The organism is Chryseobacterium sp. HR92, from assembly GCF_045689405.1.
GTDB classification, from domain to species: Bacteria; Bacteroidota; Bacteroidia; order Flavobacteriales; family Weeksellaceae; genus Chryseobacterium; species Chryseobacterium viscerum_A.
In genome coordinates this window covers 3,752,058-3,767,962 of the sequence record NZ_CP139139.1, presented here as the reverse complement: position 1 = coordinate 3,767,962, position 15,905 = coordinate 3,752,058, and the positions used below count along the sequence as shown (strand labels likewise).

24 protein-coding genes are annotated in these 15,905 nt (G+C 35.0%); 18 read left to right on the top strand and 6 right to left on the bottom strand.

The window, feature by feature from the left end:
* Window position 1 precedes the first annotated feature (1 nt).
* From SFA27_RS16830 to SFA27_RS16810, 5 genes are all read left to right on the top strand, one after another.
* A complete protein-coding gene (locus SFA27_RS16830; RefSeq protein ID WP_407293725.1) occupies window positions 2-244 on the top strand; it encodes a hypothetical protein in 243 nt (80 codons plus the stop codon).
* Window positions 245-284: 40 nt separating this feature from the next.
* Window positions 285-653 carry a hypothetical protein gene (locus SFA27_RS16825; RefSeq protein WP_407293723.1) on the top strand — a complete coding sequence of 123 codons (369 nt, stop codon included), beginning with the start codon at window positions 285-287 and terminating at the stop codon, window positions 651-653.
* Window positions 631-1,668, top strand: a complete 1,038-nt coding sequence (locus SFA27_RS16820) for a hypothetical protein (RefSeq protein WP_407293720.1) — start codon at window positions 631-633, stop codon at window positions 1,666-1,668. The genes SFA27_RS16825 and SFA27_RS16820 overlap by 23 nt, the downstream gene beginning before the upstream one ends.
* Before the next feature lie 269 nt (window positions 1,669-1,937).
* Window positions 1,938-2,339, top strand: a complete 402-nt coding sequence (locus SFA27_RS16815; protein ID WP_407293718.1) for a hypothetical protein — start codon at window positions 1,938-1,940, stop codon at window positions 2,337-2,339.
* Window positions 2,340-2,341: 2 nt separating this feature from the next.
* Window positions 2,342-3,088 (top strand): hypothetical protein, encoded by a 747-nt coding sequence (locus SFA27_RS16810; RefSeq protein WP_407293715.1) that lies wholly within the window; start codon window positions 2,342-2,344, stop codon window positions 3,086-3,088.
* A 21-nt stretch (window positions 3,089-3,109) separates the two neighbouring features.
* Here SFA27_RS16810 and SFA27_RS16805 read toward each other — a convergent pair whose 3' ends face one another.
* From SFA27_RS16805 to SFA27_RS16780, 6 genes are read right to left on the bottom strand one after another with little or no spacing between them, the layout of a single operon-like run.
* The gene (locus SFA27_RS16805; protein WP_407293712.1) at window positions 3,110-3,262 is read right to left on the bottom strand and encodes a hypothetical protein; all 153 of its coding nucleotides are present in this window, start codon (window positions 3,260-3,262) and stop codon (window positions 3,110-3,112) included.
* Window positions 3,263-3,268: 6 nt separating this feature from the next.
* Window positions 3,269-3,658: a hypothetical protein gene (locus SFA27_RS16800; RefSeq protein ID WP_407293710.1), complete on the bottom strand. Its 390-nt coding sequence runs from the start codon at window positions 3,656-3,658 to the stop codon at window positions 3,269-3,271.
* Window positions 3,658-3,867, bottom strand: a complete 210-nt coding sequence (locus tag SFA27_RS16795) for a hypothetical protein (RefSeq protein WP_407293708.1) — start codon at window positions 3,865-3,867, stop codon at window positions 3,658-3,660. The genes SFA27_RS16800 and SFA27_RS16795 overlap by 1 nt, the downstream gene beginning before the upstream one ends.
* A gap of 1 nt (window position 3,868) precedes the next feature.
* Window positions 3,869-4,162, bottom strand: coding sequence for a hypothetical protein (locus SFA27_RS16790; RefSeq protein WP_407293706.1), 294 nt, complete (start codon window positions 4,160-4,162; stop codon window positions 3,869-3,871).
* 1 nt (window position 4,163) lies between these two features.
* On the bottom strand, window positions 4,164-4,391 hold the full coding sequence (locus tag SFA27_RS16785) for a hypothetical protein (protein WP_407293704.1): 228 nt from the start codon (window positions 4,389-4,391) through the stop codon (window positions 4,164-4,166).
* A complete protein-coding gene (locus SFA27_RS16780) occupies window positions 4,376-4,645 on the bottom strand; it encodes a hypothetical protein (protein ID WP_407293702.1) in 270 nt (89 codons plus the stop codon). Before SFA27_RS16780 ends, SFA27_RS16785 begins: the two co-directional genes overlap by 16 nt.
* Window positions 4,646-4,767: 122 nt before the next feature.
* Between SFA27_RS16780 and SFA27_RS16775 the strand changes: the two genes are divergently transcribed.
* The 13 genes from SFA27_RS16775 to SFA27_RS16715 all read left to right on the top strand — a co-directional run bounded on the left by SFA27_RS16775 (window position 4,768) and on the right by SFA27_RS16715 (window position 15,905).
* Window positions 4,768-5,352, top strand: a complete 585-nt coding sequence (locus tag SFA27_RS16775; RefSeq protein WP_407293700.1) for a hypothetical protein — start codon at window positions 4,768-4,770, stop codon at window positions 5,350-5,352.
* Between the two features lie 14 nt (window positions 5,353-5,366).
* A complete protein-coding gene (locus tag SFA27_RS16770) occupies window positions 5,367-5,708 on the top strand; it encodes a hypothetical protein (RefSeq protein WP_407293698.1) in 342 nt (113 codons plus the stop codon).
* A gap of 8 nt (window positions 5,709-5,716) precedes the next feature.
* Complete coding sequence (locus SFA27_RS16765) at window positions 5,717-6,805, top strand: major capsid protein (protein WP_407293696.1); 1,089 nt, start codon at window positions 5,717-5,719, stop codon at window positions 6,803-6,805.
* A gap of 3 nt (window positions 6,806-6,808) precedes the next feature.
* A complete protein-coding gene (locus tag SFA27_RS16760; RefSeq protein ID WP_407293693.1) occupies window positions 6,809-7,132 on the top strand; it encodes a DUF6706 family protein in 324 nt (107 codons plus the stop codon).
* Window positions 7,133-7,456, top strand: a complete 324-nt coding sequence (locus tag SFA27_RS16755; protein ID WP_407293690.1) for a hypothetical protein — start codon at window positions 7,133-7,135, stop codon at window positions 7,454-7,456.
* The gene (locus tag SFA27_RS16750; RefSeq protein WP_407293688.1) at window positions 7,447-7,896 is read left to right on the top strand and encodes a hypothetical protein; all 450 of its coding nucleotides are present in this window, start codon (window positions 7,447-7,449) and stop codon (window positions 7,894-7,896) included. Before SFA27_RS16755 ends, SFA27_RS16750 begins: the two co-directional genes overlap by 10 nt.
* A complete protein-coding gene (locus tag SFA27_RS16745; RefSeq protein WP_407293685.1) occupies window positions 7,893-8,300 on the top strand; it encodes a hypothetical protein in 408 nt (135 codons plus the stop codon). Before SFA27_RS16750 ends, SFA27_RS16745 begins: the two co-directional genes overlap by 4 nt.
* A gap of 11 nt (window positions 8,301-8,311) precedes the next feature.
* Complete coding sequence (locus tag SFA27_RS16740) at window positions 8,312-8,818, top strand: hypothetical protein (RefSeq protein ID WP_407293683.1); 507 nt, start codon at window positions 8,312-8,314, stop codon at window positions 8,816-8,818.
* 64 nt (window positions 8,819-8,882) lie between these two features.
* Window positions 8,883-9,377, top strand: a complete 495-nt coding sequence (locus SFA27_RS16735; protein WP_407293681.1) for a hypothetical protein — start codon at window positions 8,883-8,885, stop codon at window positions 9,375-9,377.
* Between the two features lie 95 nt (window positions 9,378-9,472).
* Complete coding sequence (locus SFA27_RS16730; RefSeq protein ID WP_002984504.1) at window positions 9,473-9,607, top strand: hypothetical protein; 135 nt, start codon at window positions 9,473-9,475, stop codon at window positions 9,605-9,607.
* A 6-nt stretch (window positions 9,608-9,613) separates the two neighbouring features.
* Complete coding sequence (locus SFA27_RS16725; RefSeq protein WP_407293679.1) at window positions 9,614-14,425, top strand: tape measure protein; 4,812 nt, start codon at window positions 9,614-9,616, stop codon at window positions 14,423-14,425.
* Window positions 14,425-14,898 carry a hypothetical protein gene (locus tag SFA27_RS16720; RefSeq protein ID WP_407293677.1) on the top strand — a complete coding sequence of 158 codons (474 nt, stop codon included), beginning with the start codon at window positions 14,425-14,427 and terminating at the stop codon, window positions 14,896-14,898. Before SFA27_RS16725 ends, SFA27_RS16720 begins: the two co-directional genes overlap by 1 nt.
* Complete coding sequence (locus tag SFA27_RS16715) at window positions 14,889-15,905, top strand: hypothetical protein (protein WP_407293675.1); 1,017 nt, start codon at window positions 14,889-14,891, stop codon at window positions 15,903-15,905. The genes SFA27_RS16720 and SFA27_RS16715 overlap by 10 nt, the downstream gene beginning before the upstream one ends.

Below are 15,905 nucleotides of genomic sequence, written 5' to 3'. Positions count from 1 at the left end.
CATGAAATTAGAAGAACTGTTGGAAGAAAAAGAATTTTATAGTGCATTGTATGGACGATTTGCGCCTAGTGACATTTGTCCGCCCACAATTATAGACAAGAATAATAGGGATTGTTTTAAAAAATGTGAAAGCTGTCAAAATGAATTTTACATTAAAAACATGAAACAAGATGATATTTCAAATTGGTTTTGTCCTGAATGCTGGGAGGAATTACATCCTTTAATGAAAATAGATTTTGAATAGCTTGTAAAGTTAATTTATATCAGTAAAATCAGTTTGATGCATGAAAAAGAAAACTATTAAAATACCAATCTATCATGGAGATTTGATAATCATTTTAGATTCGGAAGAATGGAATAATGTAAACGGCATATACCAACAACGTATGCAATGGGATAGACCAGCAGATGAAAGAGACGTCGCATTTGTTTTTGATGATTGTCATATGGGATATTCAAGGTACGTTGTATGCTTTAAATACCGGCCTAAGAATAGTGTAATTGCTCACGAGTGCGTTCATCTTGTCAATAAGTTGTTCAAAGACCGTGGTCAAAAGTTAGATATTGAAAACGATGAGGCTCAGGCTTACATGACAAGTTGGTTTTTTGATCAAATAGAAAAATTCTTCGATGGACTACGACAAACAACATAGAAAAAGAGTAGAGCAGTACTTAAGGCGGGTTGAAAAACTTTTCAATGACCTTGTTGAAAGTATTGTTTTTTCATCCCTTCCAGCAACTTTAAAGGAAGGGCTTTTTCAGTTCCGGAAGTACCCACGAATTACCAAGCATATAGAAGAGGTTTTTAAACAATTTAACTCCGATTTACGAGAACTGATAACTATTTCAACTGCATATTCTTGGAATGTTGGAGATCTTAAGAATGACGCTTTAAAACTTGCTACCCTCAATAGTATTTCTGGGAAAATACCGGTTGAAATATTAAATAAGCTCAAAGAAGCACCAATGCCTCGTAATGCTGAAGCGTTAAAGGCGTTTCAAGAGCGTAAGATTGGCAAATTCACTATTTCAGACCGTGTCTGGTCAATTACTCAAAACACAAAGAAAGAACTGGAATTTGCGCTTGATTTGGGGTTATCAGAAGGAAGAAGCGCTCAACAGTTAGCCAGGGAAATAAAAAAGTACCTGCGAGAACCGGACAGGCTATATAGAAGAGTGCGAGATAAGCACGGTAATTTGATATTGAGCAAAAATGCTAAGGCCTATAAACCGGGACAAGGAGTTTATCGAAGTAGTATGGCAAATGCTGTACGATTAACGAAAGAAGAAAATAATTTAGGCTACAGAGTGTCTGATCAATTACGTATCATGCAGAATAATGATATTGTAGGTTATAGAATCGAGCTTAGCAACGCGCATAAGATCGTTGACATCTGTGATGATCTTAAAGGTTTCTATCCTAAAAACTTCATCTGGAAAGGCTGGCATATCGGGTGTTTATGTCAACGATATACAGTCCGTAAAACAGACAAAGAAATTATTGATGAAATCAACAAAGGGGTTAATTTACCTCCTTCAAGCTCAGAAAACTATGTTTCCGATGTTCCGGAGCAATTTAAAACATACATGGACGAAAACAAGGCAAAAATGGAAGGCTGGAAAACTCAGCCGTCTTTTATGGTGGATAATAAAGGATATATCAAATAGAAGTATTAAATTTGCATTGCCGTTGTGAGTAATTTTCAACTTGCTACAGTAAAAAATGAATAAAGTGATTGCATTAAATTGTAATCACTTTTTTTTACTGTTTGATTTTAGTAAATTTGCTATAACAGTAAACTCATTCAGGACGCTGAATCTTACAATTAGTTGCGCTATTGTGGGAATAGCCATCGGGATAAGTCCGCATGACGTAAGCAGGTTCGAGCCCTGCCGTGTAATTGTAGAAGTTTGCTGTTATTTTTTTATAAAAATCCATGATCTCGCACCAAGAACAAAAACTATATGATGAATTAACGGAAGGCTGTAACTTTATGCCACTTCCGGACAAGCTTTTAACAATGGTTGAAAACTGCAACCTTAGCGGAGAAATTCACCCGGAATTACCGTTTATCTGCTATCACTTTCATTCGTATTCGTACACGAAAAGACAGTATGAAAGTCTTTGTGAGTTCCATGTAAATATGTTGGAGCAGGTTCAGCAGCATAAAATGTTATCAGATAACGTGTCTAACGCCCTTATTGTACTCCGTGAACCATTAGTACATTCAGGACAGCCAGAATACGAGAAGAAAAATATTGAGTACTGGAAAGAGATTGTAGAAAGCACCCCTGAGATTAGATTTAGATCAGAATTTTTTAAATATATTAGACAATAACCATGAAAATATTTGATGTTGAAAGTAAAATAGAAGTGAATAATAAACAGTTAGAATTCTATTATGAAATGTATGATAAACTAGAAACTAAATTTTCCTTTCTGGTTGTTATTTACTCTTTCATGTTTATATATATGATTGAATTATTTAAGTATTTTATTGATGCTGATATTACATTAACTAATGCTGTTTTTATTATTTTATTTATAGTATTTCTCGTTTTTTTAGGGACCTCTTTACATTACACATATTTGTTACAAAAGCCAGTTGATATACATTACCTTAATGAACCAAATCATTTTTACATTGATAAGCTAAATGAATATAAAACTAAACTCAACTACAATGATGAATTAAACAGTGATGATGAATATATATTAAATGAATATGTTAATTTGACCTATCTTGATGAGCAAGAAATTGCGCTTTCTAAAAATATAAAAGCTTATAGAAAAAAGAGAGGTCTATACTATAAAAATTTTAATATAATCTTGCTGTGTCTTGTATTGTATGTTTTTATATCAAGTTTTGTTATATTTGAAAAGAGGAAAGAAAACACCTCATTTGATTTAAAAAATTACAAAGAAGTTATTAACTATTTAAACTCTAAAAAAATGTCAGAAAAACCAAAAGTTGACCCTAAAATGGTCATTCCAGGTAACCCAGTAGCGGTTAAACAGGGAGGCGTAACTTCAACGCCAAAAGAAACTATACGTCAAGTCCCAAAAATAAATAAAGACAAAAGGTAAAACAGCCCCTTAATTGGGGCTTTATTGTATAATCGAAAATTCACTTTTTGGAGCAAAATATTCATGACCATCATCCGTTTTAATAACCCACGTTGTCCAAGGGAAAAATTGACGTGATGGAATTTCTCTTAAATAAGTACCGGTAACTCCTGAAATGTGCTTTAATCTAGTCATGTTGTTTTATTTTAAAATTAACTCTTTTCCTTTAAGTGCGAAGAAAAGGTTTTGGAGTTGGTGGACATATTTAACATACTTTAGACGAATATTCATCGACTCATCAGGATCATCAGCGCTAATACAAATTACAGCACCACGTTCGCCATATTCAAGTTCTAAATACATTTCACGCCCGTCAACTTCATCAATCAAGGATTCTATCTCTACATATTGATCTAATTGAAAACCGAATTTATTTAGCCATTCCTCGGTTAAGGGGATGGGACTGAAATAGTCTGGATCACGTTCATTAATTCTGTAAAGATCTCCATATTTAGAAACTTCATGAACAATTTCAATGTTTCCGCCTTTGTCGAATACAAAATTCCCTATTCTCATTTCGTTTGCTTCCATTATTTCAAAATTACTTCAATTTTTGGATTATAGGTAGGTACGGCATTACCATTTATTAAGCCGAATGTTTCTTTTTCAATTTCAATATTCAGTTCTAAATCCGGATTAGCTCTTAGAAATTCGTTGATATTTCTTTTAAGGTTTATTTTTAATACCTTAATTTCTTCTTTAATCTCATCTGTTGTTTTACTGCTCATATTTGCTTCCATATTAATTTCTTTGCACTCGTTTTAATATTATTTTATCTGAAAGGTCCTTCATTTTAAAGCCCAGGGTGTTGATTTTATGTGAAGAAATGAAACCAATCTTTTCACTAAAATCAAATACAGCCTTTTCAAAGTCTTCAATTTTTCCCGGAAAACCTAATTCTTTTAATCGTTTAATATCATCAGAAGTAAAGCCAGATTTCTTAATCTGCTCTTTCACTTGAATCAGATATAGAAATTCGCAATCCAATGCAATCGAAATTTCCATAAGTCTTCCATTAAGTTCATATTCATTCATCTCAATTCAAATTTATAACATAATACTGGATAGTTAATTTGTCAATCAGGTGATTGTTAGGGGTTATCCACAAATAGCTTGCTATGTTATACACATGCAAAGCTTTATTGTAATCATCCATTGCTTTCTGTCCCATGGCAATGATCTTTTCACGATCTGCTTTTGAAATATAGAAATTCCGCTTCATTAATTCATTGGTAATAACCTTATGCTTCATCTTCTCATCCATTCCAATACTTTTTCCGTGTCAAACAATAATTTCTTCTTCCTTTTCCTTCCTTCATAGCCTCCTATGATCAATTCATCAGGATAATATTGGCATCGAAGAAGTGCGTATACTTCTTTTTGCCCCTTTCCTGTTACCTCGCAAAACTCCGAAAAATCCATTGTGATTTTTTGAACGATAGAGAGCCTGTTAAAAGCTACTAAAAGTTCGTTCAGTGTCATATCCGACGTTCTCATACTTCCTAAATCTCCCCTCATAAAAATAATACCGTGGTTATAATAGTAAAATTACGGAAATGAAAGTGTAAAAGCAACAAATGCTATTGAAAATAAACGTTTTACAGACGAAATTTACGGTAATTAATAATAAACCTTTTAATATGACAAGAGAAACTATAATTGAAAAGCTGAGAACTAAATACATTGATTTAGGGTTAAGTGATGAAATTTTAGGGTCGCAAGCAGATTTTATTTTATCAAACAAGCCAACTGATGAAACCATTAATGGGGTTATTGACGGTGTGGGGGGGGTATTAAAATCTATTCAATCAAGCTTGGATAAGGCAAGACAAAAGCAACCTGAAAAACCTGCTGAGAAAAAGCCGGAGGAAAAGAAACATGATGTTAAGCCAGAAGATCAAACTTTAGCTGAACAGGTTAAGGCTCTTACTCAATCAGTTCAGGCATTAGTAACCAAAACAGCCGCTGACGACAAAAAAGGAAATCTTGTAAAAGCACTTGCGGCTAAAAACATTCCGGAAAAGTACTACAACAAGTTCCTGACAATTGTAGACTATGGAGAAGGGTATTCCGAAGAAGATACAGTGAAGGCTATGGAGACTGAATTTGAAGATTTCAAACAGGCTTTTGCAACTGAAGGGGCGCAGGGTGGAAAACCACCTATTGGAACCGGAGGAGCCGACCAAAACAATCAAGTATTGAAAGACATTGAAAGGTTAGGATAAAATCGAAAACAAAAATGAGCAAATTAGGATTAAAGAAGACGGTAGTTGCGGGAGATAAGACAATTTTCGCTCACGTTCTTGAAACCGCTTTAGGTGGTTTCGTATTAGATACAACAGGGCTTACTGTTGGAGATAAGTTACTTGCGGGCACTGCATTTTCGTATGATGAAGCAACGAGAATGGCAAAGCCTGATCAAACGAATCCAAAGGGATTACTGTATGAAGATGTAGTTATTGATTCTGCAACTTCTGTTGATATTGTTCTTAGAGGAACTGTTTACACAAACAGAATTCCAGCGTTGACCGATGCTTTAAAAGCTAAGATGCCACAAATCATTTTCTCACTTTCTAAATAATTAAAACTATGAGTGAAATTGTAACATCAATATTCGGACAATACGGAACAAGTGGAGCATTGCAGGCTATCATCGACAAAAGAATGGATAGATTCAAAACCAGAGAATTTACCAAGTATCTTACTTGGGACACTCCTCAGGTTGATCTTTCATTTGCAGATGTCATTGGTAGAAGCAGAATTGAAGCTATCGCATCAGTAATTGGTGAAGATGCCGTATCTCCTGTAAGAAGCAGACAAGGACTTGAGAAGCTAGAGGGTAAAATTCCAACTATTTCTCATAAGTACTTGATGAAATCTTCTGATTACAGAAACTACATTACTTTACAGAATCAAAATAACGTTTCTGATGACACAAAGAAAAAACAAATCATTGATCTTATTTTCAATGATGTGAAAAATGCTGCAGACGGTTGTACCGCTAGAGTAGATGTTATGTTCTTACAGGCATTGTCAACTGGTAAAATTGACCTTAGCGTTGCGGGCAACCCTGACGGTGTGGCTTATGGCCCAATCGACATGATGCTTCCGATTGATAACATTCTTACAGCTGATAAAATCTGGACTGATCCAACAGCAAAGCCAACAAATGATTTTGAAAAGGTTATTGCTGCAGCACAGGCAAAAGGAAACGGAGATTTCGCAAAAATCCTGATGACCAGACCTACTTTCAACAAACTGAAAGACTCTGCTGAAATCCAGGCAATTTTCAAAAATTCAAATAAAGATAATTATGCGCTGGTAACACTTGCCAGAGTAAATGATTTCTTTACTTCTAACGGATTGCCGGAAATTGAACTTCAAGATTCATTGTTTGGACTTGAACAGGATGGAAATATTACCACATTCAAGGCATTTGCTGATGATGTGATTGTATTTGTTCCTCAGGGGCAATTAGGGACTGTAAAGAATGGTCTTGTGGTTGAAGGAGACTTAATGCAAGTGTCTGGACATTCATATGCAAACGTTGATAAAGTTAAGATCGCTAAGTGGTCCAAAACTGAGCCAATGAATGAGTTCACAAGAGGACAATTACATGCTATTCCGGCATTAACTGCAATCGATGCTGTTTATCACTTAAAACTAAAACTAGCATAATAAATGAAAGTTAGGGATTATTTGTCAGCAAATCTTGAGTTATGGTCGGTTGAAGTGTCCGATTCGCTTATTGATGCAGAATTGATTAATATAGGATTGAATGGCGACTCTGAATACGAACCCGAATTAGAAGTAAAAACTAATACGCTGTTTTACAATTTAATCCCTAAGCTTTTATTATCTCCAAAAAGAGTTTCAGAAGGACAGTTTACAATCGAATATGATAAAGATGCAATGCTTGCATATTACCGTATGATCGCTGACCAGTTAGGACTTCCAAACAATTTGGAAAGAAACAAAATTCGTGATCGTTCAAATCTTTGGTAAATGGCATTACAATATCCATATAAACTAGAAGTATTTGTGAAAACAGATGCTATTAAAGATGAAAATGGAAACTGGATTCCAGGAACTGAAGAATGGCAAGACTTCGGTAAATGTCGTGATGAAGACAGCCTTTCAAGTACTAAGACTATTTCTAATGATCAGATTAAGTATGAATATACCTGGCTCATTCAATGCCCTAAAAAACTAAAGTCTATTGATATAGGATCAAGCATTAGGGTTATTGGACAGAAAGGTGAAACCAGACTTGAGGGAGAAGTTTTAAGAGTAAAATACGATCAACTACACAGTAGAATATGGGTGTAAGAGCAAATTTTAACATGCCTGGTTTAAATCAGTACCTCAATGATGCTTTGGATGCAAAGATTCAGAACATCATCAGGATTATGCGGGTGGTCGGTGAAGATGCTATAAACGAGGCTAGGTCTTACGCAAAAGACAAAGATTGGCAAGATGTCACAGGAAACTTAAGATCATCAATCGGATATGTTATCACCTTGAACGGTAGTATAGTTGGTCAAGATTTCGAGAAAGTACAAGGACCACAACCAGCAACCAAAGATGGAAGGAAAATAGGATATGATTTGGCTATTGATATTGCTAAAGCTCTTCCGGAAATAGCATTGGTTATTGTTGCTGGTATGAACTACGCTTCAACAGTAGAAAGTAGAGGTCGTAATGTACTTACTAGTGCTGAACTAAAGGCAAAATTAAAACTCAATCAATTTTTAAATAACATACGGTGAGGAATTCAGTAATAGAAGCCAAACAGTGGATTTATAATGAGTTGAAAAATGGAGGTGTTGGTTCTATTATTACAGGAGATCTGTATAAAGACTTTAGGCCGGCCGGCAGCATCAAAGAGGATGTTGTTATAAATGCAATTACACTTAACAGTACTTTTTTTCAGTCAGGTGCATTTAACGTGAATTGCTATGTACCTTATCTAAAAGTGAAGATCAACGCAATAGATCAAAACGTTCCGAACGAAATTCGATTAAAAGCTGTTTCCGATAAAGTAAAACCAATTCTGGAAAGAAAATTCACAGACAAATACAATGTTGATATAGAGTTTGAGCAAACAATTATGGATGACAAAGATTGCTATATCAATTTCAGACTAAAATTAAACGCATTTAATAATAATTAAAATTCAATAAAATGGCAGGACAGATTAACAATGGTGTAGCGAAAATTGAATTAGCACCAGTTGCATCAGACGGGGGAATGGGCACCGTCTTTAAAAAATTAGGAGAAACCATGCTGGGAACATTAAAAATTAACATGGAAGACGGTACGACTACTGATTTCAATGTTGAGGAATATGATGATCCTATTTTTACAAGAACTACAAAAGGAGCAATGTCTTTTGACTTTGATGTTGCTAATCCGGACGCTGATACGCTGGTTGAGGTTGGGGCTGGAACAAAAGATACTGACGGAAATTATACACCTCCTATTGGAAACGTTACCGTTGAAAGATCTTTAAAAATTACACCTGAAATCGGGTTTGGGTTTGATGTGGTAAGAACACTTATCACATACAAGTTTACTACTGATATGGGTAAAGATAATCTACTTGGAGTTTCGGTAAATGCAAAGGTACTGAGGCCAACAAAAGAAAATACACCTTCGTTTGAATTGGTTAAATATCCAGTAACACCTTAATATTTTTCTTTTTAGCGCACTTGCTTAGGTGGGTGCGCTTTTTTTAACTACAAAATTTACAATTATGGAAGAAGAGAGAATATTAAGTGAAGAGGAAAAAATAATTGCAGAAGAAAAGGAGCTGAAGGTTTTAAATAGTGCAGGGTTTACTGTAAAGACATCATTCTGGGGTAAAGAGATCACTTGGAAGGTAAAAAAAATACCATTGAAAGTAATGTTTGCTCAAAGCTACCGTTTTTTCAAACTTAAAGTTAGCCAGGAGAAACAGGAAAACGATGATTTCCAAGAAATATTAAACTCACAATTTAATTCAGTAGCCGATAACGCAAAGATATGCGCTGAAATTATTGCTATTACAATATTGGGCACTAAATGGAATAACTGGCTTTTCAGAAAACTTTTAACTGAGCATTTATTCAGCAATATCAATTCAAGAGAATTACTTGAATTTACACAGAACGTTCTTTCAATGAACGATTACCAGTCTTTTACAATCTCTACCACATTACTAAGCGCAGTAAGAGTGACGAATCCGATGAAGGTAGAGAAAACGGCCTAAAAACTATTTATGGCCTATGTGGTCAACTATGTCACCACTTTGGATGGACACTCGATTATTTACTAGAAGAGGTGGACTATGCTTTCTTACAAAGAATGCTTATTGATGCACCTTCTTATGATTACGACAAAGATGAAGATGTGAAAAAAGACTCTAAAAAAGGGAAATCATTCAATTATTCTGAATTATCTCAGGAAAGTTTTTTATCACAGTTGGAGCAATATAAATAATGAAGAATGAATAATGTAGGAGGAGCTTTAAATTTCAATGCAACGTTGAATTTAAACGAATGGAGGAGGAATGTTGATCAGATTCGCAGGGACTTATTAGGTTTAAATAATTTCACCGCGCAGCAAACAACACAAATGGATTCATCATTTAGGAATCTTGCCGTTGGTGTATCAAGCTATTTTTCTTTTCATGCTATTAAAGACTTTACGCTTGAAGTGATTAAAGTTCGTGGGGAATTCCAAATGATGGAAAACGCTATTGAAACTATTACTGGATCAAAATCTAAAATGGACCAATTAATGGCTGAATGGAAAGATCTTACCCTAAGGTCTCCATTTAGACTTTCTGAGATTGGCCAAGCTGGCAAGCAATTATTAGCATACGGTATCGATGTGAATAAAGTTACTCATGATATTGAAATGCTTGGGAATGTAGCTGCTGGAGTTTCTGCTCCTATTGGAGATATTGCTTATGTATACGGAACTTTAAAGACACAAGGTAGAGCTTACACTAGAGATATTTTACAGTTTACTATGCGTGGTATCCCAATTATGGGTGAGCTTGCAAAAGTGATGGGCGTTAGTGTTTCTGAAATGAAGGCTTTAATTGAAGCAGGTAAAGTTGGGTTTCCTGAGGTTGAAAAAGCAATGAACAACTTAACATCAGAAGGTGGAAAATTTAATAACCTTATTGGGAAACAGGCAACAACACTTACAGGGGCTGTTAATAGGCTTAAGCATGAGTTTGAATTAATGCTAAATGAAATAGGCTCAAATAATGAAGCCGCTTTATCAGGAGGTATAAACTATCTGTCGCACTTAGTCGAAAATTATCAACAGGTTAGTAAATCAATTCTTGAACTTGTTGCTACATATGGTTTGTACAAGGCTGCCGTAATTACAACTGACGCACTTGCCCGAATGTACAACATGACAATTCAGTCAGAAATAGCACTTCTTGGAATTTCCGAAAAAATGAAGCTTGGTAGGGCATTGGTTACCCAAAGGCAGGCAGAAGCTACTGCAAGAGAAGCTGCCGCTGAACTTGCAAATACAAGAGCTAAATATTCTGCATTACAAGCTGAAGTTTCTTCTTTGGCAATTAAGAAACAATCTGCGATTCAATCTGGAATAACAGCAGCGGCAAAAGCCCAGGAAGCAAGAGTACAGTTATCGTTGGCTAGAATGGAACTAACAGCCGTGCAAGCGAACGGAACAGCGAGGGAAGTTGAGATTGCGCAGAAGAGAGTAGTAACGGCTCAAAATACCGTAATTGCAACACAGGAAACTGCTTCTATAGCTAGAAAAAGAGCTTTAGCGGCTGCTACAGAATTCAATGCAGCGAAACAACAATTAGAAAATACAGCACAAGCAGTTGGCATTGCTGAAAAAACAGCAGCAACAGCAGCAGAAACGGCTCAGATAGCGGCTAAAAATGCCAATGCTATAGCAACAACAAGATTAACAGTGGTTCAAAGAATTCAAACTCTTGCAAGTTTAGCAGGAGCAAAAGCGCAAGCTTTCTTAAATGCGACCTTAATGTCTAATCCATACGCAACTGTTATTGTATTGTTGGGTGTTTTGACTTACAGTATATATAAGGCAGCTTCTGCAACATCTGAGTTACAAAAGATTCAAGAAGAATTCGATGAAAATCTAAAAAGGACAAACCAATCTGTTAATGAACAGAAAACGAAAATTGAGACGCTTGTAAAAGCGATAAAAGATAAGACAACATCAGATGGTGATGCCAAGAAAATGGTTGACCAACTGAACAAGGTTACTGAAAATAGAATCAAAGGTCTTTCTGTTGAAGCGATAAGAACTGGTGAAGCTGACAAGGCTGTTCAAGCATATACAAAAACATTGTACAGAAATGCAGAAGCTATGCTTAAAGTGCAAGAAATTGCCAGATGGGAAGAAGAATTAAAGAGTCTTGAAAAAGATGTTAAAACATTTTCATGGGGCGAAGCATTTGGACAGGCTTTTAATCCATTTAATGATGATTATTGGTCTACAAATCCTGAAAATCAGAAAAAGGAGAAGATTGCAGCCTTAAAAAAGACCATAGCGGAAGCTAAAAAAGACGTTGAAAAGGCGGTTAAAGAGGGTTTAGATATTAATGGCGGAAGTTCTGCTGAAGAAGAAAAGCCTTTTTCTCCTGCAAAATTTACTGAAGAATGGTATGATCAGGAGATTGAAAGATTAGATGCTTTAAAGAAAAAGCAAGTTGTTGGTTCTAAAAAATGGAATGAATACAGGGCTGAAATCGAAAGAATTAGAAATCTTGTAAGTCCCAAAAAACAGAAAGAAGAAAAACAGATTGCTGAATTATTTCCTATAGGATCTCCAAAACAAATTCAACAACAAATGCAGTTGCTAGATGATGCGATCGCAGTAATGCAAAATGGTTTAGTAAAGATCAGAAAGTTGGATAAGTATGGACATGACAAAGACAAGCAAGGAAATCCATTTTTAACAGGTGAAATTATTTCATTGGAAGACGCAAATAAGAGAAGAGCAGCGCTTCAAGAAAAATACGATGATATTTCCTACAAGACATCACAGGAGAAATTTGATTTAGCGAAAAAGCAATGGGAAAACTATTATAAATCGGTTGAATATTTCGGAAAAGATGAAGCGGATAAAATGTATCAAGGTCTGTTCAAGGGCTCTAATAGTTTTTTACAGTACATCGATAATGAAATACTTGCATTGAATGATCGTGCAATAGCAGGTGAAAGATTAACTAAATCTGACTATGATTACCTACTTAACCTTAAAAGTGCTAAAAATACTTTAACGGGGATTGAAGAACCTATAGAAGTCTTTAAAAGAGAGTTTGAAAATACTCTAAAATTAATGCCTTCGTATGTCGATCAAATTGAAGCTATTGATAAAGCAATTGATGAAGCTTACCAAAAAGAAGGTGGTAATTCTGATCTGTTCCTTAGTCAGAAAAGGTTTTTAGACGAAAGAAAAAGAGCAATATTGCAACAACAAAAGGAGATTGCAATTCAATTTGTTAATGAACAGGAAACTGCCGAACAAAAGGCTGTTGAAATTAAGCAAAAATATGAAGACATAAGAAATCGAATAGGTGAAAATTCATCGTATTCAGATCAAGAAAGATTAAGATTATTAGGGATTTCATATAAAAATGAAGCAAAAGACATTTCTGAAGCTTCTTTAGAAGTTTTCCAGAAATCTGATTTGTTTATCAAAGCTTTTGGAGATTTAGAACGAGTAGGGCCTAAGACACTTAAAAAGCTTAAAAAGGCTCTTGAAGAATATCTTAATTCTGCTGATGGACAAAAACTAGGTGTTGAGCAATTAAAAATTATTCAAGATCAGATAAAAAAAATAGGGGATACAATTGAAAAAAATCCATTTGAAACAATAGGTGATTCTATAAAAAAATACATTTCAGAAAAAAGGAAACTTGCCGATGCGGAAAAAAAGTTTGGAAAGAGTAGTCTTGAATATAATGATCAGTTAAAGGTAACTAAAGATTCTTTATCGGGTATTTTTGAATCTTCCGGAAATGCTATTAATGGAGTTATAGGTTTTGCATCTTCTTTAGGGAATGCATTAAGTATGCTTTCTGATGATTCAAATCAAGCTCTAAAAGATGTAGAACAATTAGTTGAAGGGGTGTCTAATGCTGTTCAGGGGTATTTTAAACAAAACTATGCGCAAATGGCCGGAGGTATTGTTCAGATGGTAATGTCTATATCTAGCTTGGTCGGAGGGGATAATGCACGTGAAAAGCAAATAAAGGAATGGGAAAGGGCTATTAATTCACTAAAGAATACCTATACAGATCTACAAAGAGCAATTGAAAAGACGGCAGGTGATGCTTCACTTTCTCAACAAAGAAATCTTATTGAGAATTTAAAAGCACAGCAAAATACACTTAGTCAAATGAGAGATACAGAACTAGGTAAGAAAAAAGTAGACAAAGATAAAGTTGCCTCATATACAGATCAGATTAATGATATTAATCGTCAAGTAGAAGATCTCGTATCAAAATTCAAAGAAAGTGTTACAACTGTTGAATTTAAAGAATTATCACAAAAACTAGCTGATGCCCTTATAGAGGCCTTTGCGCAAGGCGAGGATGCTGCAAAATCATTTGATAAAGTTGTTGATGAGGTAATGAAAAATGCTGTGGTAAATGCTTTGAGAATTAAATTTTTAGAACCTGTAGCCCAAGAAATGGTTGACAAACTTTACTCATCATTAGGTTATGGAAAGGGAAATACAGCAAGCATTGAGCAGTCCATTAAAGAAACTCAATCAGAACTAGATAAAGTGCAGCAAAAAATTGATAGTTCTGGAAATTTCCAAGAAGTAAAGGCGCTACAGCATGAAAAGTATTTGCTTCAGCAAAAACTTAACAATTTGAAACAACAAATTGCAAATTTTGAAATTGATGGTGTATTTGACGGTCTGACTCCTGATGAAATCAAACAACTGAAAGATTACAAAAATGACCCAAGGATCAAGGAGCTTATGGAAGCTTTGAAGGGTATCGATAAAGTTTTTGATACTACTATTGAAGCCGCCCAAGGTTTAAAAGGCGACATCAAAGGAATTACTGAAAAGACTGCCGGTGCTTTAGAAGGTCAGATTAATGCAATGCGAATTATGCAGGCTGAGGCATTGAAGCGATTCAAAGACGGATTAGAAGTAATGAGAAGTCAATTGTTAGTACAGTCACAGATTGAGATAAATACTCGACCAACTGCTGGAATTTATAAAGAGATCAAAGAGCTTAATGCAAAAGTAAAAAACGGACTTGCCGGAATAATATAATGAAAACAGACTATATTTTAAAAGAAATGAAAACTTTCAGCCCTTGTAAAGAGGGCTTTGAAAAAGCTTATAAAGACACTTCAATTAAAAACCTTTGTGAATTGTTTTTTACAAATTCTGACTGGGCTTTGAAGCAAAATTTCCCATCAAAAGAAGTACTTGAAAAATACCGTGGTTATTATGAAAATTACGGGGTGTACTATAGGCAAAGCGCTATAAACAAGGCTGTTAATTTGGCTATCTTTGATAGTGAATCTGAAATAGAATTCACAGGATTTGATGTTTCAGAGATTTTTATTCGTGGAAAATCTAATGTTAAAATAAAAGCTTCAGGATATTCTAAAATATTTGTGACTGTTTTAGATGAGTCAAAAGTGAATATAGAAAGGATTGGAAATGCTGAGGTATTTGTTTACCAATATGGAGGAGCAGTTAATGGAGATTGTGTGGTAAAGCAAAAAAGATGGGATTAAAGTGGTCAATTAATGGAAGGGATTTTGCGGAGTTTGGAATTAATGTTTCAGAGTCTAAAGGCGTTCTTGATAAATTAAAGCCGCGAGAAAGAAACTCTTACACCTGGGCTGAATACCACGGAAAACAAATTGATTTATCTAAGCCATATTTTGAAGCGCGAGAAATGGAACTTCAATGTTGGCTAATAGCATCTGATTCTAATAGGCTGACGGAAAATTTCAATTCATTTTTAGCCTTATTCGATACCAGGTCCACAAAGCGTTTTACTATTGAACCTTTCGGCAATAAAGAATACGCATATGAAGTATTGCTTAATGGCCCGGCTGAGCTTACAAAAGAATTTAGAAAGGGACAAATGTATGGCTCGTTTACACTTAAGTTAATTGAGCCTAACCCTATAAAAAAGATTATTAAAACTACTCTTGATGCCTTCAAACTTTCTTACGAAATAGATTCTGAAACAGAGATTTTCTTCGGAGATGGAACCAAGCAAACCGGCCGCGGAAACGTAAGCCTTACCAAAAACTATTCAGTACCGTCATATGAGAATTCCGGTTTATCGCTTGTAAGTGTAAGCGGTGCGAATGATCAATATTTCGAGGTGTACTTAGTTCCGGAAAAATCTAACGCTTATCAATTCTCAGTTGAGGTGACTCTTCAAACTCCGAAAAACATAAAACTGTACGTAATCGGTAGGAAGCCTAACAACACATATGAAGCGGTTGCAATAAGTACAATTTATGAAGGCGTTACGGGTAAAAATACAATATCAGTAATTCAGGAAGTTAATATTCCGGACTACGGAAAATTCATTTATAAAGTTTTGGACTCAGGTGGAAATGAAATTCCGGGGATAGAATATGACAATCCACGTATTGAAACCGCTGAGGTTGTAGGAGAGTGGCAAAACATGTTAGGAAAAGAAAAGATAATAATTATCGCGGGAAATATTGAAGATTTAAAAAACCTTCAAACACCAGCGGAAACAATTTGGGAAAAAATATAA